Origin of the sequence: Bacillus sp. FSL R5-0416 (assembly GCF_037975425.1) — a bacterium.
In the GTDB taxonomy this organism is placed as follows: domain Bacteria; phylum Bacillota; class Bacilli; order Bacillales; family Bacillaceae; genus Bacillus; species Bacillus subtilis.
Genome location: NZ_CP150252.1, coordinates 3,550,569 through 3,570,876 on the forward strand (window position 1 = coordinate 3,550,569; position 20,308 = coordinate 3,570,876).

Genomic DNA, 20,308 nt, shown 5'->3' on the forward strand with positions numbered 1-20,308 from the left:
GCGGCGCAAGCTGCCCTGTTTTTTTATTAGGAGCGGTATTCTCTGTTACATATTGGGCATTGTAAGAAATATAAGGCTGGTTTCAAAGGAGGAAGCGAATGTCTAAACAAGGAAATTTTCAAAAATCAATGTCGCTGTTTGATCTGATTTTGATTGGGATGGGAGCCATCTTTGGATCAGCGTGGCTGTTCGCTGTCAGTAATGTCGCTTCAAAAGCAGGGCCCTCCGGCGCTTTTTCCTGGATCCTCGGAGGAGCCATTATTTTGTTAATCGGGCTCGTATATGCAGAGCTCGGAGCCGCTCTGCCCCGTACCGGAGGCATCATTCGATACCCCGTTTATTCACATGGCCACCTTGTCGGCTACTTAATTTCGTTTGTCACGATTGTCGCTTATACAAGCTTGATTTCAATTGAAGTGACAGCTGTGCGCCAGTATGTGGCCTATTGGTTTCCCGGCCTGACCATTAAAGGGTCTGATTCACCGACCATTTCCGGCTGGATCTTGCAGTTTGCCCTATTATGCTTGTTTTTCCTGCTGAATTATTGGAGCGTCAAAACCTTCGCTAAGGCGAATTTCATCATATCGATTTTTAAATATATTGTGCCGATTACCATCATTATTGTGCTGATCTTTCATTTTCAGCCGGAGAATTTATCCGTTCAAGGATTTGCACCGTTTGGATTTACAGGTATTCAGGCTGCCATCTCGACAGGCGGCGTCATGTTTGCGTATCTCGGCCTGCACCCGATTGTATCTGTAGCAGGTGAAGTCCAAAATCCAAAACGCAATATCCCGATCGCTTTAATCATTTGCATCATCGTTTCAACCATCATTTATACTGTTTTGCAGGTCACCTTTATTGGTGCAATCCCGACAGAAACACTGAAACATGGCTGGCCGGCAATTGGCCGGGAGTTCTCATTGCCGTTTAAGGATATTGCGGTCATGCTCGGGTTAGGCTGGCTTGCAACGCTTGTCATTTTAGACGCCATTCTGTCTCCCGGTGGAAACGGGAATATCTTTATGAATACGACATCCCGCCTTGTTTACGCCTGGGCGCGTAACGGCACATTATTTGGCATATTCTCAAAGGTCAATAAAGATACGGGGACACCCCGCGCTTCGCTTTGGCTTTCGTTTGCCCTGTCCATTTTCTGGACACTTCCCTTTCCTTCGTGGAACGCGCTCGTCAATGTCTGTTCAGTCGCGCTCATTCTTTCATATGCGATTGCACCCATTTCTTCAGCTGCGCTGAGGGTCAACGCGAAGGACTTAAACAGGCCGTTTTATTTAAAGGGAATGAGCATTATCGGGCCGCTTTCCTTTATATTTACAGCATTTATCGTGTACTGGTCAGGATGGAAAACAGTCTCCTGGCTGCTCGGTTCACAGCTCGTGATGTTTTTGATCTATCTCTGTTTCAGCAAATATACGCCTAAAGAAGATGTCAGCCTCGCTCAGCAGCTGAAATCAGCCTGGTGGCTTATCGGGTTTTATATTATGATGCTGATCTTTTCCTACATCGGTTCTTTCGGACATGGTTTAGGGATTATCAGCAATCCCGTCGACCTCATTTTAGTCGCGATCGGCTCACTTGCGATTTATTACTGGGCAAAGTATACCGGGCTCCCAAAAGCCGCCATTGATTACGATAAATAAAGAAGCAAGAGGTTTTCTTGCTTCTTTATTCTTTACAAACATACATACACGCGATAAAATGAATGAGAGTCAGTCATTATCGGAGGTGTTCCTCATGCCAAAACAAACATCGGGCAAATATGAAAAAATTCTGCAGGCTGCCATAGAAGTCATTTCTGAAAAAGGCCTCGACAAAGCTTCTATTTCTGATATTGTCAAAAAGGCCGGCACTGCCCAAGGAACATTCTATTTGTATTTTTCATCTAAAAATGCCCTCATACCGGCCATTGCAGAAAATCTCCTCACCCATACACTTGATCAAATCAAAGGTAGGCTGCATGGGGACGAAGATTTTTGGACCGTTTTAGATATATTAATTGATGAGACATTTCTCATTACAGAACGCCATAAGGATATTATTGTCCTCTGTTATTCCGGGCTTGCGATCGACCACTCCATGGAAAAATGGGAGACGATCTATCAGCCTTATTATTCCTGGCTTGAAAAAATCATCAACAAGGCCATTGCAAACCTTGAGGTAACGGAAGAAATCAATTCAAAATGGACGGCCAGAACAATTATCAACTTGGTCGAGAACACTGCGGAACGATTCTATATCGGATTTGAACAAGATGAGAATGTTGAAGTGTATAAAAAGGAGATTTTTTCTTTCTTAAAACGGAGTTTAGGCACAGCTTAAAAAATGACTGGGTAACACCGCTCATTTTTTAATGCCCTAAAAATGACTGACGTTCATTCATAAAATAGAGAGGTGTTTCATTTGAATTGGGTTCTTGTTTTTATTGCAGGGCTTTTAGAAGTTGTTTGGGCCTCTTCCCTCAAACATGCCGATTCGCTTTTGGATTGGATCATCATTTTTATCTTAATCGCGGTCAGCTTTATCCTGTTGATCCGCTCTTATCAAAAAATCCCGATGGCCGCCGCGTACACTGTGTTTGTGGGAATCGGAACCGTCGGAACATATCTGACTGGAATTGTTCTGGGCGAATCCTTCTCAGCAGCCCAAATGTTCTTTTTAGCTTTATTGCTGGCTGGCATTTTAGGAATGAAATTATTTACGAAAGAAAGCAAATCTCAGCCGGGAGGTGAACAATAATGGCATGGTTTTTATTAGTGATTGCCGGCATAGAAGAAATTATAGCTGCCATTGCCATGAAATATATAGACGGAACAAGAAAAAAATGGCCGATCATTGTGATGACTGTTGGATTCGGCTTATCCTTTTACTGCCTTTCCCAAGCGATGATCGTCCTGCCTGCCGGAGTCGCATATGCCGTCTGGACTGGCATTGGAAGCATTGGTGTTTCGGCGGTCGGGTTCATTTGGTTTAAGGAGCGGTTTCAGCTTTCACAGGTGATTTCACTTTGCCTTATCCTAGCTGGCGTCATCGGCCTGCGTCTTACGTCATCTTCATAAAATCAAGGCATATACAGCTGTATATGCCTTTGCCATTAAGCTTCGTGATGTTTTTGAAGATGAAGCGGCGGCGGGATGAGCCAGCCTTTGTTTTTTAGCAGCCTTAAGTATTTTGCGCCAGTTGCCGCTTTCGACATATGAAATTGCCCAAACATCATGGCAATATCCTCACGAATCGATTGCCCCATCATTTTGCTGCATGTCACAAGACCTGCAGCATTTTGTGCTGCCGCGGAGGCCGCCACATCCGGATCGAGAAACCGTGCGCCAGGCGGAATGTCGTTAAGATCTGCTGTCGGCGGTTCAGGAGAAGCCGGCGGCAGCGCCACCCCGTTTTCTTTCAGGATCGTGCTGACCTGTTTGATTTCATCTTGGCACTTCTCAATGGACTCACGAAGCAGCTTCTTCAGGTCGTCATCACCGACATGATTCAATAGCATTTGGTAATTGCCGACCATTTTATTGCCCGCCATCACATAACTCCATAAGCCGAATACCTCACCATAATGCATCGGTTCATCCTGCGGATTTCCGCTTAAAATACCCATGTTCATCCTCCTCGCAAATTCAATATCGCATACATTCCATAACGTGCCCGAGAGAAGGAAAATTTATGTTTCAGCGTGAGAGATTTATGAAACAAAACAAAAAAGACAAGAGCGGCAAATCGCCAAACCCTTGTCTTTCCTGTTGTTCTATTGGACGCGCTCGGAGGGATTCGAACCCCCGACAGACGTGGTACCGGAAACCACCGCTCTATCCAACTGAGCTACGAGCGCAGAATGACTGCGTTATGAGAACGTCAGCACAACTAATTATACGATAATTCCATTCAAATAACAACCCTCTATTTGTGAGAGGCCGTTTTTTAAATAGACAAAGCATCTTAATTGGCAATCTGACATACGATGGTTTGAACCCCTGTATTTTTGGGGAAAATGGGAAAAAGAGACGACTTTGCATATCAGGCCAGCTTTTTGTTTGACCTTTATTGACCAAAAATGTATCATGTAACTACATACTTACCTAAAAGGTGAAGGAGGAGCATTATGAATTTAATACCTACAGTCATTGAACAAACGAACCGCGGGGAAAGAGCGTATGACATTTATTCTCGTCTATTAAAGGATCGTATCATCATGCTTGGATCTGCGATTGATGACAACGTTGCGAACTCCATCGTGTCACAGCTTTTATTCTTAGCAGCAGAAGACCCTGAAAAAGAAATTTCTCTTTACATCAACAGCCCGGGCGGCTCTATTACAGCCGGTATGGCGATCTATGATACCATGCAGTTTATTAAGCCGAAGGTATCTACAATTTGTATCGGTATGGCTGCGTCAATGGGCGCGTTCCTGCTTGCAGCCGGCGAAAAAGGCAAACGCTATGCGCTTCCAAACAGTGAAGTCATGATTCACCAGCCTCTTGGCGGTGCGCAAGGTCAAGCGACAGAAATTGAAATTGCCGCGAAACGCATTCTCTTGCTTCGCGACAAATTAAACAAAGTCCTTGCTGAACGTACTGGCCAGCCGCTTGAAGTGATCGAACGCGACACAGACCGTGATAACTTCAAGTCTGCTGAAGAAGCGCTTGAATACGGCCTGATTGACAAAATTTTGACTCACACAGAAGACAAAAAGTAATAACACAACCTGCAAGAGCTGCGTCTCTTGCAGGTTTTTTCATTTAAACACTTTTGATTCTAAACTGCTCCCATTCCTCATGTAACAGCTCAAGCGTCAAATCACTCGTCTGCCTCACAACTAGATCAGCACCAAGCATCGGCTGTCCTTGACCGACACCAACCGCAAACATCCCCGCAGATTTGATTGCAGAAATGCCTGCTTCTGCGTCTTCTATTGCCGCGCAATCAGCAGGGGAAACATCGAGCATCGCTGCAGCTGTTAAAAAGATGTCAGGATCAGGCTTCCCCTTCGCAAGAGTCGTCGGATCAACAATGGCATCAAAATCATCGATAATTGCCAAACGTCTTAAAATCTTAGGAGCATTGCGACTTGAAGATGCTAACCCGATTTTTATATTTTCGTTTTTCAATTGACATAGGAGCCTGCCAATCCCCGGTAAAAGATCTTCCGGCGTCAATTTGCCGATCAACGTTTGATAATCGTGATTTTTCCGATGCATAAGTTCTTGTTTCTCCGCATTTGTATACTTTGTTTCCGCACCGCCAGAGATCAATATGCTTTCAAGTGACTCTTCTCTGCTGATTCCTTTTAGCCTTTCATTCATGTCTCTGTCAAAGGGGATATTGATTTGTTCTGCGATGTGCTTCCAAGCGAGAAAATGATATTCAGCAGTATCTGTTATCACTCCGTCTAAATCAAAAATGACCGCTTTCATATACTAATGCCCATCACAGCTTCATAAGGTTTGAGGCTAATACTCTTTAAGTCAGCCCGCTCCTGCGGATAGTTTGAAATCAGCACTTTCCAACGCTCATGAATCAGTTCTGGAGGCGCTTCGAACAGAGCCTTTTCTTCCGATAAATTCACAACGACAAGAAGCTTTTCCCCTTGATATTCTCGAAGGTAAGAAAAGACCTGCGGATCATTCTCCTGCAAAAGCTGATAATCGCCATATATCATAATCTTATATTGCTTTCGTAATTGAATGAGCTTCTGATAGTAAAAGAAAATCGAATCTTGATCTTTCAAGGACTCTTTCACATTGATATCTTGATAGCGGGAATTTACCGGTATCCACGGGTCTCCGGTTGTGAATCCCGCATGTTTTCCGGCATCCCACTGCATCGGTGTTCTCGCATGATCCCTTCCTTTTATCATCACGGCTTTGAGAAACTCTTTTTCTGACATCGTTTTGTTTTCGACGACTAGTTCACAATATGCATTCTTTATTTCAAGATCATCATACATCTCCAGCGGCATATCGCTGTTGACCATGCCGATTTCTTCTCCCTGGTAAATAAACGGCGTTCCTTTCATGCCGTGCAAAACCGTTGCAAATGCCTTCGCACATTCTTTACGCAGCTTCCCATCATTGCCCCAGCGGGAAATAACCCTCGGCTGGTCATGGTTCTCAAAATACAGGGTATTCCAGCCGACATTCATTAACCCGGTCTGCCACCTTGTCATCGTCTTTTTTAAAGCAATCAAATCAAACGGCTTGATCTGCCATTTCCCATTTGGCGAGTTTTGTTCTGTATCAATATCCATATGTTCAAATGTAAAGATCATATTCAGCTCTTGCCTGCTTGCATCTGTGTACTTTTTCGCCTCTTCAATATCAGAGCCATTTGCCTCTCCGACTGTCATGCAGTCGTAATGAGAAAGCACTTCCCTGTTCATCTCTTGAATAAACTCATGAAGACGTGGGCCGTTAGAGTGATAACGGCCGACAATATAGCTGCGGCTGTGATCCGTTTCGTAGTCCGGAAAATCGGTGTATTTAGAAATAGAGCCAATCACATCCATCCGCCAGCCGTCAACGCCTCTATCCATCCAGAATCTCATTACATCATAAACTTCCCGGCGAACGGCTTCGTTTTCCCAATTTAAATCAGGCTGTTTTTTCGAAAAGTAGTGCAAATAATACTGCCCTGTTCCTTCATCGTATGTCCACGCTGAGCCTGAAAAGATCGATCCCCAATTATTCGGCTCTGAGCCGTCCGGTTTAGGATCTTTCCAAAAATAATAATCCCGGTAAGGATTGTCCTTCGACTTGCGGCTTTCAGCAAACCAAGCATGCTCATCTGATGTGTGATTCACGACCAAATCTATGACGATTTTCATTCCGCGTTTATGGACTTCATCAATCAGCTGAAACATATCTTCATTTGTCCCAAACTTTTCGTACATGCTTTTGTAATCGCTGATATCATATCCGTTGTCATCCTGCGGGGAATCAAATACCGGGGAGAGCCAGATGACATCCGCCCCGAGATTTTTGATGTAATCCAGCTTTTGAATCACACCTTGCAAATCCCCGAATCCATCTCCATTGGCATCATAAAAACTGCGCGGGTAAATTTGATAAACGACAGCTTCTTTCCACCATTCACTCATTAGGCGTTCTCCTTTCACATCGTCCCTGTAGGACAACTGGTTCCTCATAAACGTTCATGTGCAGCGGCTCGCCTTTTACAAGCTCAAAAATAACGCGCTTTTCGTCAACCGTCACATTGATTAATCGATTTCGATAATTGATGTTGAATGAATATTCGTCCCATTCTTTCGGCAAAAACGGAGCAAATGACAGCGTCTCATTCGCGGTGCGCATGCCTGCAAAGCCATGAACGATTGCCAGCCAGCTACCCGTCATTGAAGTAATATGCAAGCCTTCTTCCGTATCATGATTGTAATTATCAAGATCAAGCCTTGCTGTGCGCTTATATAATTCGAGCGCTTTCTTTTCCAGCTTGAGTTCGGCTGCGAGAATCGCATGGACAGAGGGCGATAGGCTTGATTCATGAACAGTCATCGGCTCATAAAATTCAAAATTTCGCCGTTTTTCTTCCATTGTAAAACGGTCATTAAAGAGATAAATGCCTTGGAGAACATCTGCCTGCTTAATAAAATTGGAGCGGAGAATCTTGTCCCATGACCAATTCTGGTAAAGAGGCCGTTCCGCTGGATCTAATTCGTCAACTGCTTGCAGGTCTTTATCCAAGAACGTGTCATGCTGAACGAAAATTTGCAGTTCTTCACTATACGGATAGTACATGTGCTGGATGATTTCTCTCCAGACTTTCAATTCTTCTTCCTGTACATCCAGAAGGCGGCGTTTCTCCGCTGAGATACTTTCGAGACTTTGTAGAGTATACTCCAACGTCCAAGCCGCAATGACATTCGTATACCAATTGTTGTTAACGTTGTTTTCGTATTCATTCGGCCCTGTGACGCCATGGATCATATACTTATTTTTTCGTTTCGAGAAGTGAACACGGTCGGCCCAAAATCTGCTGACTGCCACAAGTACGTCTATCCCGTATTCTTCCATATAGTTACGGTCGCCTGTATAATTGATATAATTGTAGATCGCATAACAGATCGCGCCATTGCGGTGAATTTCTTCAAAGGTGATTTCCCATTCGTTGTGGCATTCATCACCTGTGAACGTCACCATCGGATAAAGTGCCCCCTTCATCCCCAATTTTGCAGCGTTTCGTTTGGCAGCCTCCAACTGATGATAGCGATACAAAAGCAGGTTTTTCGTCACCTCCGGCTCGGCTGTCGCCAAATACATCGGAACGGCGTACGCCTCAGTATCCCAATATGCGGCACCTCCATATTTCTCGCCAGTAAATCCTTTCGGCCCGATATTCAAACGGGCATCGCCCCCGTAATATGTCGAGAATAACTGAAAGATATTGTAGCGGATTCCTTGTTGAAGCTCCTCATCTCCTTTAATCTCAATGTCCGCTTTTGCCCATCTTTCCTTCCATCGATCAGTGTGCCTCCGTTTTGCATCTTCATAGCCGTTCTCTACCACATCCGCCAAAAGCTCCTTGGCTTTCGATAAAAGCTCTTCCTCCCGAAAATCACGGGAAGTCGTGACAATCACAAACTTTTTCAATGATGCCTTCGTTTGATAACTGTAGCGATTCTCGACATACATTTCAGTCGTTTTAAAGCTTTCATGGACAAAACCCTCCGTCTCGTTTGCCATTGCGGCTAATACCGTGAAGCGCGGTGTTCCAAATGGATTTTCGATCGTTTTTGCCGCTAAATGGCCGCTGTGAGAATCAGCACCTTTCGCTTCCTCCTGCCAAAACTGTTCTTGGTAGTTAGAATCTTCATTTGCCACATTTCCATCCAGGTAAGGAACAAGCGTAATGACAGCATCTCCCGTCAAGCACTCCGCTTCATAATGAATCGCACAGAGTTCTTTTACAGCAAGGCTAAGAAACCGCTCTGACCTGATTCTGACGGTTTTATCTTGAATGCGGACAACAGCGCTTCGCCGCAGAATCCCCTCTTTCATATTGAGTTCTACCTCAAATAATTCGATTGGGTTTTGATGGAGATCGATTTTTTCACCGTCAACATATAGGCCTATGCCCATAAAGTTCATCGCATTGATCACTTTTCCGAAATATTCTGGATACCCGTTTTTCCACCAGCCTACTCGCGTTTTGTCGGGGAACCACACGCCTGCAATATATGTGCCTTGGTGACTGTTGCCTGAATAGCCTTCTTCAAAATTCCCTCTGACCCCCATATAGCCATTGGCAAGAGACGTCAGGCTTTCCAGCAGCCGTGTATGCTCCTTATTAAATGTATTTGTTTTGATTTTCCATTCATCAATCTCAAATAACCGCTGATTTATCATCATTTCCTCCCGAATGTAAGTTTCCATTATCACGGCGGATTTTGGTCAAATATCTAAATGCAAAAGAGATCATCAAAGTAACGCCACACGAATGGATCATCAATACAGTAATCAAATCAAAATGAACCATGCCGATAGCAGCTGCCGCAAATGCCGGCAGTGCTGATGCGCAAATCGCTATAGAGGCCGCTTCCTTGAATGATGCAATAGAGACCATGTTTGATATTTTTGTGATCCAGAGACCTCCGGCAAGAACAAACGTTAACAAAAGCTGGATCATAGAAACTACCGTATATGCCAGCATCATGATCATCGGCTTATACTGTGCCAACCACAATGTATCGATCAAGACCTCTACATCATGGACGTTTGGTTTCTCGAGCTTAACGTCCATTTTCGCATAGCCAACAGAAAACCCCGTTTCGTTTTGATCGGTGATCACCAGTTGATCAGGTTGAAATATGATGGCGTTTTCAAATCCAGTTACTTTCAATCGCCCATTTTCACCGCTTGTCTCATATTCATGCTTCATATCGACTGCCATCACATTCTGCCCATCTTCAATCCTCTCAGAGCTCTTCCCGCCTGTTAGTTTTCCGTTCCTGATTTGAAAACCCTGCAATTGATCAGCAAATTGATCATTAACTCCTTGAATCGCTGACGGCATGAAAGATGCAACGCTGAAGCGATCCATTTTCACAAACGAAACCGCTAACGGCGCCATTAAGCAGGCCGTTAAAAACAGAAAGAGAAAAGAGAGCTGCAGCCAGCTGAAGGTATTCCCGTAACGGCAAACACCTGATGGGGATGCAGCCGCCTTCAGGCAGCGGATGATAAAGCTTTTATTCTCCAGATTCTTCATTGGCATTACCCCTTTGTTCCGCCGGCTGTCAAACCGGACACAAAGTTCTTTTGGAGAAAAAAGAATAGAACGCATATCGGCAGTGCGGCTAGTATGGCACCGGCTGCAAATAGAGCTACTTTTTGCTGCTGCGGATTAGAAATAAAGGATTGTAATCCTACAGCGATGGTCAGCCTTTCCGGTGAGCGAAGCAGAAATTTCGCCAGCAAATAGTCGCCAAACGGTGCCATAAACGCCCAAAGCGCTTGTACCGCGAGCATTGGCTTAACAAGCGGTAGAACAATTGAAGCGAAAATCCTCAGATGTCCCGCTCCGTCAATTCGCGCGGCTTCATCAATTTCTCTCGGCACAGTATCAAAATAACCTTTCATCAGCCACGTGTTCATCGGAATCCCGCCGCCGATATAGATCGCTGTTAAAAACCAGTATTGATCGAGTGCGCCTATTAGCATCGCCAAGACATAAAAAGCAGTCAGCGCCGCCATTGTCGGCACCATTTGAATGATTAAAAAGAATATCAGGCTCTTTTTTCTGCCTGCAAACCGATAGCGGCTGTACGAGTACCCGGCAAGTGTCACAATCGTAACCTGCAAAACCATGACCGATAGCGCGATGACAAGTGTATTGCTGTACCAATTGAGATAAAGCGTTTCGTCAAATAGCCGCTTAAAATGATCCAATGTCCAAGGACCCGAAAAATCGAGCTGAAAAGCCGCCGAATTCCCCACACGGAAGGCTGATGATGCCGTAATCAGCAACGGATATATAATGACAATACTTAAAAGCGTCAAAAATAAATACGTACAGATTTTATTAAGCATTCTGGCAGTGCTCGCGTTCACCTACATAACCTCCTCATTGCCAAAAGCATTCGATTTTTTGAAAGCAATCAGTGAAATTCCAATGACAATGAAAGAAATTAACAGTGTCACAGCCGCCGCAACGGAATATTGGGGTGATGTGCCTGTTGTCAGTTTATAAATCCACGAAATTAAGATATCGGTCGATCCGGCCCCGGCTCCCACACTGCCTGGCCCTCCCTCATTAAATAAATAGATGATCGAGAAATTATTGAAATTAAACGTATACTGAGTAATCATCACGGGTGCTGTGGCAAATAAAATCATCGGGAATGTAATATGCCGAAAACGCTGAATAAAAGTGGCCCCGTCAATCTTTGCCGCTTCATACAATTCACCTGGAATCGCCTGAAGCACTCCCGTTACCATGACATATATATATGGAAAGCCGAGCCACGTTTGAATCATAATGAGGGCTGTCTTTGTCCAGAAAGGATCGGTCTTCCACGCGATCGCAGGCAGCTCGACAAACGGCAGGTGATTGAATAATGGTATCACCTGTGCATTCACCGCTCCTATGCTGTCGTTAAACATGTTGGAAAAACTCATGATTGTAATAAACGCCGGAACAGCCCATGGAAATAAGAAAATCATTCGAAATATCCGCTTGCCTTTTATAAAATCCTGATTGACGAAAAGTGCCGTCACAATACCTAAAATGATTTGCAGCGTTGTTGCACAGATTGTCCAGATAACCGTCCAGCCCAGTACATTCACAAATGTTTCACGATAGGAGCCAAGGAAAAAAATATTTAAGAAATTTTTAAACCCGACCCAGTCAATCAGACGATTAGGCGGAATATGATAAAAATCATAGTTTGTTAATGCAACAAACAGAGTCACCAAAACCGGAAAAATAATCACAAACACCATCATGATATATGCCGGAAGTGTAAATAGATATGGGAACCCTTTATCGCCCGCATGACAGATCATATCCTTGGCTGTTGTATTGACTTCCAAACCCGCCGCTTTCATTGCGGCGGTCTTACGCGAATCATGAATATTAAAGATATAGAACATGAGGAAAATCATTGTCACGATCAATTGCAGCGTGCCTTCAATCAGCATAAACAGCGAGTGATCTTCACCGGGAACACTTCCCAATGTCATCAATCCGGTTAGCGCCTGTATACCGAAAACGCATAATTCAAAAGCAAACAAGCCTGTGATGGCAAGAAATAAGAGCCCCTTTGACAACTGCTGATTCGCAATCTGCCCAAGTCCTGGAATGATCGATAAAAGCCCTGCCTTTCGTTTTTGCTTTGTAAGTGTGTGATGTTTATTCATTTTTCCGCCCTCTATTCTTCCGGACGCTATCCCGCCGTTTTATTTCACATACTTTTCTTTAATATTTTCCTTTATGACGTTTACAGCATCATTCGCTGATGTTTGTGTCGATTTTTTTCCTGAAGCTGCATCAAAAATTAAACTTTCCGCTCCTGTCCATACTTCAGCCATTTCCGGAATATTTGGAGTCGGCGTTGCTGTTTCATATTGTTTAATCACAGCTGACGTCAGTTCATTCTTTTGCTCATCGGCTTTCTTCCTTGCAGCCGTGTTGGCCGGAACTTCGTTTGTATCCTCATAAAAACCGTAAGCATTGGCATCAGTTGCAGCATACTCAAGCCATTTTTCAGCCAGCTCGGGCTCTTTTGTATATTTCGAGGCAACCCAGCCCTTCCCGCCAGCAAAAGGGGCGTATTCTTCTCCATTTGGCAATGTCGGAATGGGAGCCGCTCCGTAGTTCAATTTAGCCTCTTTATAGTTGGCAGCTGACCAAGGACCGCCAATGATCGCAGCCGCTTTGCCTTCTAAAAACATCTGCTGAATAAAGTCGTCTGCGCTTGAATTGTCTTGCATTCCTTTCGGCCAATATGTCTCAAACCATTTCTCCGCATATTTCACCGCTTCTACAGCCCCTTTATTGTTCAGGCCGATGTCCCCGGAATCTGTGCCGTTTTTTCCAAACACATATCCGCCGTATCCAGCCAATAAGCCGTACGACATATAAAAGTCAGTCCATTTTGCTAAAAATCCGGTTGATTTTCCTTTTTCCGAAGCAAACGCGAATCGAGGATCTTCCGTTAACTTTTCAAGGTCTTTAAATGTTTTTGGCGCTGTTTTTAAAAGATCTTTGTTGTAATACAAAATAAGTGTCTCAATGACTAGCGGCATTCCGTACACTTTGCCGTCAACTGTCACCTGCTGCATTTCTTTATCACCAAAGCTTTTTGTATGAGATGGCTTAATGTCAAGCAAATGTCCTTGCTGTCCCAAACCGCCGATCCGGTCATATGCAGCAAGCATAACATCAGGCGCATTACCCGCCGGGCCATCAAGAGGAAGCGCTTCTAACTGTTCGAACATTTGCTTTTCAACAATTTTTACTGTGACATCATTTTCTTTTTCGAACTTTGTTTTTATGCTTTCAATGTATTCTTTATACGTTTCTTCGACAGACACAGTCAGCACCTTTTTGCCATCAGAGCTTGCTGGATTTTTTGAATTTGAGCAGGCGGCAAGGCCGATTGCCAGGAATGATGCCGCCAATATGGCGAACCCCTTTTTTAAAAGAACCATCTCTTTTCCCCCTTCTATTTACGAAACTATAACAATTGTATTGTCCTATAGAAAGCGGTTACAACAACTTTTGATTTGTTACCGATAACAGAATGTTATACTGGGGCAGCAGCACTCAAAATCAAAAATTCTCCCGGCTGAACGGTAATGACATCGTGATGCTGAAGCGGCTGCTCTGTCCATGCATCACAGATCCTCTTATTCCTTTCAATATTCAAATCCAGTAAACTGACATGTTGAACCGCATTCCCTTGATTAAAGAAATAAATCAGTATTTTTTTATCAAGAGTCCGTGAAAAGCTAATAAAATCGTTTTGGTCATCCAGCAGATTCCACTCAAGATTTCCTTCAGTCAATAAAGTGTTTTCCTGCTTGCGTAAAGCAATTAACCGTTTCATAAATTGCAGCATGTCTTGGTTTTGCTTCTCTTTTTCCCAAACCATACATTTCCGGCATAATGGATCATTTTCGCCGTTCAGCCCGATTTCCGTTCCGTAATAAATGCATGGTGAGCCTGTCTGGGCAAACATAAAGGCCAGCAACGCGCGTGCTTTCTTCTCATCATTGCGGCATCTGGTCAAAAGGCGCTTTGTATCATGGCTATCCAGTAAATTAAACATCACCTCATTGGCCTGCTTCATCCCATTCATCAAATGTGCATTGACACGGTAGGCCATACGTGAAGCTGAGATCGTCTGGTCAGCAAAGTATTCAATCATAGGCTCTGTAAAAGGGTAGTTCATCGCCGCATGAAATTCATCCCCTCTAAGCCAGGGTTCGGCAGAATGCCAGATCTCACCTAAAATATAAACATCAGGCTTTTCTGCTGATACAGCCTGCCTGAATGTCTTCCAAAACACGTGATCCACTTCATTTGCGACATCCAAACGCCAGCCGTCAATGTCAAATTCGCGAATCCAGTACAAAGCAATATCAAGCAAATATTTCTGCACTTCGGGATTAGCCGTGTTTAGCTTCGGCATATCAGCTGTAAAAGCAAACCTGTCATAATTGTCGTCTGTGACGGGAAAAGAGTGAATATGGAACCAGTCTTTATAGCGGGATCGAGCTCCGTTTTTGACGACATCCTGCCATTGCGGAGACGCGCTTCCTATATGGTTAAAAACCGCATCTAGCATAATTCTCATCCCCCGCTGATGAAGCTGGCTGACCAATATACGAAAAATCTCTGGATCCCCGAAATGCGGATCAATAGAAAAGTAATCAAGCGTGTCGTATTTATGATTAGAAGGCGCGAAAAAGATCGGCGTCAGATAAATGCCGTTCACCCCTAAATCCTCTAAATAATCAAGCTTGTCAACAATCCCTTGCAAATCTCCTCCAAAAAAATCATTGACGCCCGGGTCCTTGCTCCCCCACGGCAATGCATTCTTCGGTGACAAGTCTTCTCTTCCATTTGCAAAACGCTCCGGAAAAATTTGATACCAAACCGTTGACTTGACCCATTCAGGCGCTTGAAATGTATCAGCCTCGTGAACAAACGGAAATTTAAAGTAATAATGAATCGTTTCCAGTGTTTTTTCATTATAAGGGCATACACCCGAACTTCCGAAAAAGATGTCTTCATGATCGTCTGTTACAACAAACGCATATTGTAAACGCCTAAATGGCGGCACCACTTCAGCAAACCAATAGTCATGCATTTCTGTTGCAGCAATTTTTCTCATCGGCTGCTCGTTTGCCGACCATTTGCCGTCATTGTACTCATAGGGATCACCCCAAATGAATCGAATGTGATCTGCATCACCTTTTTTCGTCCGAATCTTGATATGCACAGTCCGCCCATCATAAGAATAAGCATCTGTGCTGAATGGCTGGTGGTGAATCGCTGCATATTCCATCATGTTTCCCCCTTTGATTTCCGTTTTATTGAAGCCTGCTCATAGTTTGAAAGTATCATGATGAAATTGTGGGAACAATCCTTTTCACCCTGTTACCGATAACAGAATAAGGCGCTTACAGCGTTGATTCTCGTACAATTAACTCTGGTTCAAAAAATAGACTTCCTTGTGCAGCACCGTCTTCATTCATTTTTTTCAGCAACATTTTCGCACAGGCTTCCCCCATTTCAACAACAGGCTGTCTGACCGTAGTCAAGCGCGGCGAGGAGATGCGATCAAGAAACACACCGTCATTTCCGGTAACCGCAACGTCTTCTGGAATTCGCTTTCCAAGGGATTGCGCCGCACGAATGACGCCGAGCGCGATTCGATCAGATGCGCAGACAAATGCGGCCTGATTGTCCATGGATTTCAGCAGTTCTCTTGCAAGGCCTTCACTTTTCTTAGAACTGTTGTCGATCCGAAACATATTCGATTTTTTAAATCTTTTATTCATCGCCCGCATATACCCCTGTTCTCTTGCACGTTCGAAAGGCTCATCTAAATCAATGCCAAAAAAGACAACTTCCCGCTCCCCCAGCCCCATAACATGGCGGGTTGCCATAAAAGTGCCTTTCTCGTTATTCACATCGATAAAGTCATAGCCCATTTCATTTTGTCCAAATACGACGAGCGGCTTCTCAAAAGCTTTTATTACACCTTCAAAATCGTTCTTTCTCAAGCCGGTGGCAATAATGCCGTCACATTGGCCAATATTAAGAGAATTTCTTGTCACAAGCTGGAGAGCATAGTGATTGCGATCCAGCTCCCTGCTGATTCCTGTCAGCAGGTTCATGTAATATGGTTCTGTCGTATCCATTTCCTCAAGTATCAATAGTTTCACAACCTGTGTTCTGTTTTGCACGAGCGCTCTCGCCGCATAATTAGGGATGTAATTCAGCTCTTTCATCGCAGAATGAACAAGCTTTTTCAATTCATCTGTCACCGTCTCAGGGTGATTGATCACTCGTGATACCGTCATTTTTGAAACATTTGCTTTTTTCGCCACATCTGACAAAGTTGCCATTTTCATCCCCTCCTTATCTGTGCTTATTATCCAAACTAGTGATAAAGTCCTCTATTACTGCTAAATATACGATGCAGGCAAAAGAGAAATAAAAAAGAGATTTCCCTTAAGGAAACCTCACTTTGTTAAAAACACTCGATTTTTCATGAATTCATACGCTAGGTGGCAGACTCATTCTCTCCGCTTCCACGAGAAAGTCTCTTTTTTAAATTTCTGTCCACTTTTTTTCTAAAATCGGATAAGAATAATTTTGCATTTGCTCAATTAACTCATCCGGCCGTGACGAGCTGTGAATCAGTTTTAGGTGCGATTCGTTAGAAAACCCTTCTTGAATGCTGTATTTCACCATTTTCATCATTGGTTCAAAATATCCGTTTACATTGTACAGTCCGATTGGCTTTTGGTGGATGCCGATCTGTGCCCAGCACAGCACTTCAAATAATTCTTCATATGTACCGAAGCCGCCCGGCATCGAGATAAAGCCGTCAGCCAGCTCGCTCATTTTAGCCTTTCGTTCATGCATCCCGTTTACTTCAATCAGCTCAGTCAAATTCTGATGGACAACCTCTCCGCTGAACAAACCGCTCGGCATGACCCCGATTGCAGTTCCGCCGTTTTCCATAATCGCGTCAGCAATCGTGCCCATCAAGCCTACGCGGGAGCCCCCATAGACAAGGCCGATTCCCTGCTCAGCCATATACACGCCAAGCTCTGCCGCTTTTCTTCTATACGCTTCATTTCCCCCAGGGTTTGATCCCGCAAATACACAAATGGTTTTCATCTTGTCATCTCCGCATCTATATATCGTGTTAAATATTCAAAAACACACTATATATTGTCCCATCTTCATGTGATAATATCAATATGAAATACATAAAGAATGCAGGAGTGATGGGGTTGCAACTGGCTGATGCAGAAAAATGGATGAAAGAGTTTTACGAAAAAAGAGGCTGGACAGAATACGGACCTTTTATTCGCGTCGGCTTTTTAATGGAGGAAGCCGGAGAATTGGCCCGGGCTGTCAGGGCGTATGAAATCGGCAGAGACCGGCCGGATGAGAAAGAATCGTCACGCGCTGAGCAAAAACAAGAATTGATTGAAGAAATGGGAGATGTCATCGGAAATATCGCCATTCTTGCTGATATGTATGGTGTCTCTTTAGAAGACGTCATGAAGGCCCACCAAGAAAAACTGACAAAACGATTTGAACATGCATAAAAAAGCGGCCGCGATGGCCGCTTTTTTTAACCTGTGATTTCATCATGGTGATCAAAGAAATGCTGCTTTCCTATTTTGTGAAAAAGGCCTGTTTTATGCAGCAGCTCCTTCGGCTGCGATTGCAATCCTACAATCATCAGCTTTCCATTGTGGCGTTTAATTCGATTCATAATGTTCCCAAGCACCGCTTCAGCTGACGTATCCATATAGTGCACCTTATTCATAAGCAGAATGAGGGTTTTCGGTTTTTTCTGTACATGCTCCAGCAATGACGATTCAAGGGAATCAATTGACCCGAAAAACAGCGGCCCTTCTATGGCATACATGCTGACAGATGGATCTTCTCTCTTCGCCAGAACAGGATGCGATTCCTGATTGTGGATGCGGGTCGCTTCGCTCATTCTTCTGATAAAGAACACAAATGCGAGCAGCAATCCGGTTGCCACACCGATGATTAAGTCAAACAGAACCGTAAGGGCGAAGGTCGCCGCCAAAATAAAGGAATCAGCGTTTTTCAGTCTCAGCATGTTTGCGACTTCCTTGCGCTCACTCATATTCCATGCGACCACCATGAGAATCGGTGCCATACTGGCGAGCGGCACATGGGACGCATAAGGCGCAAATACAAGCAGGACAAGGAGAACGACTACGCCGTGAACGACGCCGGAAACTGGGGAAACCGCTCCGTTTTTTATATTGGTCGCCGTTCTCGCAATCGCTCCTGTAGCCGGGATTCCGCCAAACAGGGGCGCTGCCATATTCGCAATTCCCTGGCCGACAAGCTCCTTGTTGCTGTCATGCTTTGAGCCCTTCATGTTATCGGCGACCATTGCGGACAAAATCGACTCAAGTCCTCCAAGAAGCGCGATGACAAGCGCAGCCGGAAACAGCATAACCATTTTATCCAGAGTAAGCTCAGGAAACTGAAATTCAGGCAAATGGCGGGGGATTTCTCCATAAGTTGACCCGATCGTTGCCATGCGGTCAGGGAAAAAGACAACCGCGACCACTGTGGAAATAAGAAGCGCCAACAAAGCGCCCGGCACTTTAGGCATCACCTTGGCGGATACAAGCAAAATGACGAGCCCGATCACAGCTGTCAAAATGGCATACACGTTAAAGGTGCCGAGCTGCTGCACAATTTCAAACATGTTGTGGTGAAAGTTCTCATGTTTTTCAACATTTCTCAATCCGAGAAAATTAGCGATTTGTTCCGTAAAGATTAACACGGCAATTCCTGCTGTAAAACCGACGATAACGGGTTTAGGCACAAATTTCATTATTTTTCCGAGCTTAAACAGCCCAAACAGCACCAGCATTACCCCTGCCATAAACCCCGCAATCAGCAGATTCTCTAATCCGTACTGCATGATAATGCCGAACAGTATCGGGACAAAGGCGCCTGTCGGACCGCCAATTTGATATTTAGATCCTCCGAACAAAGAGATACAAATCCCCGCTATAACAACAGTGTACAGCCCGTATTCGGGCTCGACTCCCGAGGCAATGGCAAACGCCATTCCTAAAGGAATTGCCACGACACCTACTACGATACCTGCAATTAAGTCTTTCTGAAATTTCTGTAAATTGTATCCCTTGAATCTCCCTGAGAATCGCATATTTTGTTATAACCTCCCTTATGAGTGATTGTTTATTAGCTCAGTTTCATAACCGTTAATGACCACATCAAGTTTTCCTGTTTCAGGGTGAATGACAAGCCCGTGAACCGGCACCTTTTTCGGAAGCAGCGGATGATTCTTAATCATGTTCACACTGTGGGAAACGCTTTCTTCCACGCTGTGAAAACCGGTCAGCCACGTTTTCAAATCGAGTCCGGCACTCGTCAGCAAATTCAGGCAGCTATCCTCCACCCCGCGTTCCTTTGCTTTCTCAAGAATCGAGGACGCATTCAGCCCAGACATTCCGCATTCATGATGGCCGACAATGCATACCTCTTCAGCCTGCAATTCATAAATCGCGACCAGTATGCTTCGCATCACGCTTCCAAATGGGTGAGAAACGATGGCTCCCGCGTTTTTTACAATTTTAGCATCACCGTTTCTAAGCCCCATTGCTTGCGGAAGAAGTTCTGTAAGCCTTGTATCCATACAGGTGACAATGACGAGCTTTTTTGAAGGAAACTTTGTCGTTTTGTACGGTTCATACTTCTTCTCTCTGACAAACCGCTGATTGTGTTCCAAAATTGATGTTAAAGAAACCATTTGATTCATCTCCCATCCATATGATTTTGCAAGCCTTCTTACCCAGCTTACAGTAAGGAATTATAGCATAGGAATAAGCCAAGAAAAGGATTTCAAAAAAAGACACTATAATTGGACTGTAGAATCAAAACATAAACATTTATATCTTTCAAAGATAATAAAATTTATATTTAATGAATCCTATAATCCGGCTGCTGCTCGCATATTGATGATTTGTCTGACAAAAAATATGGGTGAATTCTGATAATT

19 protein-coding genes and 1 tRNA gene are annotated in these 20,308 nt (G+C 44.2%); 6 read left to right on the forward strand and 14 right to left on the reverse strand.

All coding sequences use genetic code 11. The annotated features are described in order from the left end of the window. Positions 1-98 precede the first annotated feature (98 nt). The 4 genes from aspP (at position 99) to NYE20_RS18860 (ending at position 3,077) form a co-directional block, all read left to right on the forward strand. Complete coding sequence (gene aspP / locus NYE20_RS18845; protein WP_003228228.1) at positions 99-1,661, forward strand: aspartate/proton symporter AspP; 1,563 nt, start codon at positions 99-101, stop codon at positions 1,659-1,661. A gap of 94 nt (positions 1,662-1,755) precedes the next feature. After that, on the forward strand, positions 1,756-2,340 hold the full coding sequence (locus tag NYE20_RS18850; RefSeq protein ID WP_202629478.1) for a TetR family transcriptional regulator: 585 nt from the start codon (positions 1,756-1,758) through the stop codon (positions 2,338-2,340). Between the two features lie 81 nt (positions 2,341-2,421). Continuing rightward, the gene (locus tag NYE20_RS18855; RefSeq protein WP_014480966.1) at positions 2,422-2,757 is read left to right on the forward strand and encodes an SMR family transporter; all 336 of its coding nucleotides are present in this window, start codon (positions 2,422-2,424) and stop codon (positions 2,755-2,757) included. After that, positions 2,757-3,077, forward strand: coding sequence for a multidrug efflux SMR transporter (locus NYE20_RS18860; protein ID WP_101501486.1), 321 nt, complete (start codon positions 2,757-2,759; stop codon positions 3,075-3,077). Before NYE20_RS18855 ends, NYE20_RS18860 begins: the two co-directional genes overlap by 1 nt. A 35-nt stretch (positions 3,078-3,112) precedes the next feature. Here NYE20_RS18860 and NYE20_RS18865 read toward each other — a convergent pair whose 3' ends face one another. Next, positions 3,113-3,625, reverse strand: coding sequence for a DUF3231 family protein (locus NYE20_RS18865; protein ID WP_014478056.1), 513 nt, complete (start codon positions 3,623-3,625; stop codon positions 3,113-3,115). Between the two features lie 155 nt (positions 3,626-3,780). After that, a tRNA-Arg gene (locus NYE20_RS18870) sits at positions 3,781-3,856 on the reverse strand. A 270-nt stretch (positions 3,857-4,126) separates the two neighbouring features. Here NYE20_RS18870 and clpP point away from each other — a divergent pair. After that, entirely contained in the window at positions 4,127-4,720 is a 594-nt protein-coding gene (clpP, locus tag NYE20_RS18875; protein WP_003228214.1) for an ATP-dependent Clp endopeptidase proteolytic subunit ClpP, read from the forward strand. 43 nt (positions 4,721-4,763) lie between these two features. Here clpP and pgmB read toward each other — a convergent pair whose 3' ends face one another. From pgmB to NYE20_RS18925, 10 genes are all read right to left on the reverse strand, one after another. Beyond that, positions 4,764-5,438, reverse strand: coding sequence for a beta-phosphoglucomutase (gene pgmB, locus NYE20_RS18880; RefSeq protein WP_087614722.1), 675 nt, complete (start codon positions 5,436-5,438; stop codon positions 4,764-4,766). After that, positions 5,435-7,120: an oligo-1,6-glucosidase gene (malL, locus tag NYE20_RS18885; protein WP_038829443.1), complete on the reverse strand. Its 1,686-nt coding sequence runs from the start codon at positions 7,118-7,120 to the stop codon at positions 5,435-5,437. The genes pgmB and malL overlap by 4 nt, the downstream gene beginning before the upstream one ends. After that, positions 7,113-9,386 (reverse strand): maltose phosphorylase, encoded by a 2,274-nt coding sequence (mdxK, locus tag NYE20_RS18890; RefSeq protein ID WP_339185266.1) that lies wholly within the window; start codon positions 9,384-9,386, stop codon positions 7,113-7,115. Before mdxK ends, malL begins: the two co-directional genes overlap by 8 nt. Beyond that, positions 9,364-10,248 carry a DUF1189 family protein gene (locus NYE20_RS18895; protein ID WP_124072691.1) on the reverse strand — a complete coding sequence of 295 codons (885 nt, stop codon included), beginning with the start codon at positions 10,246-10,248 and terminating at the stop codon, positions 9,364-9,366. The genes mdxK and NYE20_RS18895 overlap by 23 nt, the downstream gene beginning before the upstream one ends. Positions 10,249-10,253: 5 nt before the next feature. After that, complete coding sequence (gene mdxG / locus NYE20_RS18900) at positions 10,254-11,090, reverse strand: maltodextrin ABC transporter permease MdxG (protein WP_021480666.1); 837 nt, start codon at positions 11,088-11,090, stop codon at positions 10,254-10,256. Next, positions 11,091-12,398: a maltodextrin ABC transporter permease MdxF gene (gene mdxF / locus NYE20_RS18905; RefSeq protein ID WP_072175098.1), complete on the reverse strand. Its 1,308-nt coding sequence runs from the start codon at positions 12,396-12,398 to the stop codon at positions 11,091-11,093. It abuts the gene before it with no gap. Positions 12,399-12,437: 39 nt separating this feature from the next. Next, complete coding sequence (mdxE, locus tag NYE20_RS18910) at positions 12,438-13,691, reverse strand: maltodextrin ABC transporter substrate-binding protein MdxE (RefSeq protein ID WP_161621192.1); 1,254 nt, start codon at positions 13,689-13,691, stop codon at positions 12,438-12,440. 95 nt (positions 13,692-13,786) lie between these two features. After that, positions 13,787-15,556, reverse strand: coding sequence for a maltogenic alpha-amylase (gene mdxD / locus NYE20_RS18915; RefSeq protein ID WP_161621191.1), 1,770 nt, complete (start codon positions 15,554-15,556; stop codon positions 13,787-13,789). A gap of 112 nt (positions 15,557-15,668) precedes the next feature. After that, positions 15,669-16,619, reverse strand: a complete 951-nt coding sequence (locus tag NYE20_RS18920) for a LacI family DNA-binding transcriptional regulator (protein ID WP_049140405.1) — start codon at positions 16,617-16,619, stop codon at positions 15,669-15,671. Between the two features lie 205 nt (positions 16,620-16,824). Next, entirely contained in the window at positions 16,825-17,400 is a 576-nt protein-coding gene (locus NYE20_RS18925; RefSeq protein WP_064671551.1) for a TIGR00730 family Rossman fold protein, read from the reverse strand. A gap of 116 nt (positions 17,401-17,516) precedes the next feature. Between NYE20_RS18925 and NYE20_RS18930 the strand changes: the two genes are divergently transcribed. Continuing rightward, on the forward strand, positions 17,517-17,837 hold the full coding sequence (locus NYE20_RS18930) for a MazG-like family protein (RefSeq protein ID WP_003242570.1): 321 nt from the start codon (positions 17,517-17,519) through the stop codon (positions 17,835-17,837). 26 nt (positions 17,838-17,863) lie between these two features. On the opposite strand, the gene NYE20_RS18935 is transcribed toward NYE20_RS18930, so the two are convergent. After that, complete coding sequence (locus NYE20_RS18935; protein WP_003228175.1) at positions 17,864-19,456, reverse strand: SulP family inorganic anion transporter; 1,593 nt, start codon at positions 19,454-19,456, stop codon at positions 17,864-17,866. 18 nt (positions 19,457-19,474) lie between these two features. After that, complete coding sequence (locus NYE20_RS18940; protein ID WP_003228173.1) at positions 19,475-20,068, reverse strand: carbonic anhydrase; 594 nt, start codon at positions 20,066-20,068, stop codon at positions 19,475-19,477. Positions 20,069-20,308: the final 240 nt, after the last annotated feature.

Coding starts and splice junctions, on each gene's coding strand:
- aspP (WP_003228228.1), top strand. CDS start 99: ATGTCTAAACAAGGAAATTTTCAAAAATCAATGTCGCTGTTTGATCTG.
- NYE20_RS18850 (WP_202629478.1), top strand. CDS start 1,756: ATGCCAAAACAAACATCGGGCAAATATGAAAAAATTCTGCAGGCTGCC.
- NYE20_RS18860 (WP_101501486.1), top strand. CDS start 2,757: ATGGCATGGTTTTTATTAGTGATTGCCGGCATAGAAGAAATTATAGCT.
- NYE20_RS18865 (WP_014478056.1), bottom strand. CDS start 3,625: ATGGGTATTTTAAGCGGAAATCCGCAGGATGAACCGATGCATTATGGT.
- clpP (WP_003228214.1), top strand. CDS start 4,127: ATGAATTTAATACCTACAGTCATTGAACAAACGAACCGCGGGGAAAGA.
- pgmB (WP_087614722.1), bottom strand. CDS start 5,438: ATGAAAGCGGTCATTTTTGATTTAGACGGAGTGATAACAGATACTGCT.
- malL (WP_038829443.1), bottom strand. CDS start 7,120: ATGAGTGAATGGTGGAAAGAAGCTGTCGTTTATCAAATTTACCCGCGC.
- mdxK (WP_339185266.1), bottom strand. CDS start 9,386: ATGATAAATCAGCGGTTATTTGAGATTGATGAATGGAAAATCAAAACA.
- NYE20_RS18895 (WP_124072691.1), bottom strand. CDS start 10,248: ATGAAGAATCTGGAGAATAAAAGCTTTATCATCCGCTGCCTGAAGGCG.
- mdxF (WP_072175098.1), bottom strand. CDS start 12,398: ATGAATAAACATCACACACTTACAAAGCAAAAACGAAAGGCAGGGCTT.
- mdxE (WP_161621192.1), bottom strand. CDS start 13,691: ATGGTTCTTTTAAAAAAGGGGTTCGCCATATTGGCGGCATCATTCCTG.
- mdxD (WP_161621191.1), bottom strand. CDS start 15,556: ATGATGGAATATGCAGCGATTCACCACCAGCCATTCAGCACAGATGCT.
- NYE20_RS18920 (WP_049140405.1), bottom strand. CDS start 16,619: ATGGCAACTTTGTCAGATGTGGCGAAAAAAGCAAATGTTTCAAAAATG.
- NYE20_RS18925 (WP_064671551.1), bottom strand. CDS start 17,400: ATGAAAACCATTTGTGTATTTGCGGGATCAAACCCTGGGGGAAATGAA.
- NYE20_RS18935 (WP_003228175.1), bottom strand. CDS start 19,456: ATGCGATTCTCAGGGAGATTCAAGGGATACAATTTACAGAAATTTCAG.
- NYE20_RS18940 (WP_003228173.1), bottom strand. CDS start 20,068: ATGAATCAAATGGTTTCTTTAACATCAATTTTGGAACACAATCAGCGG.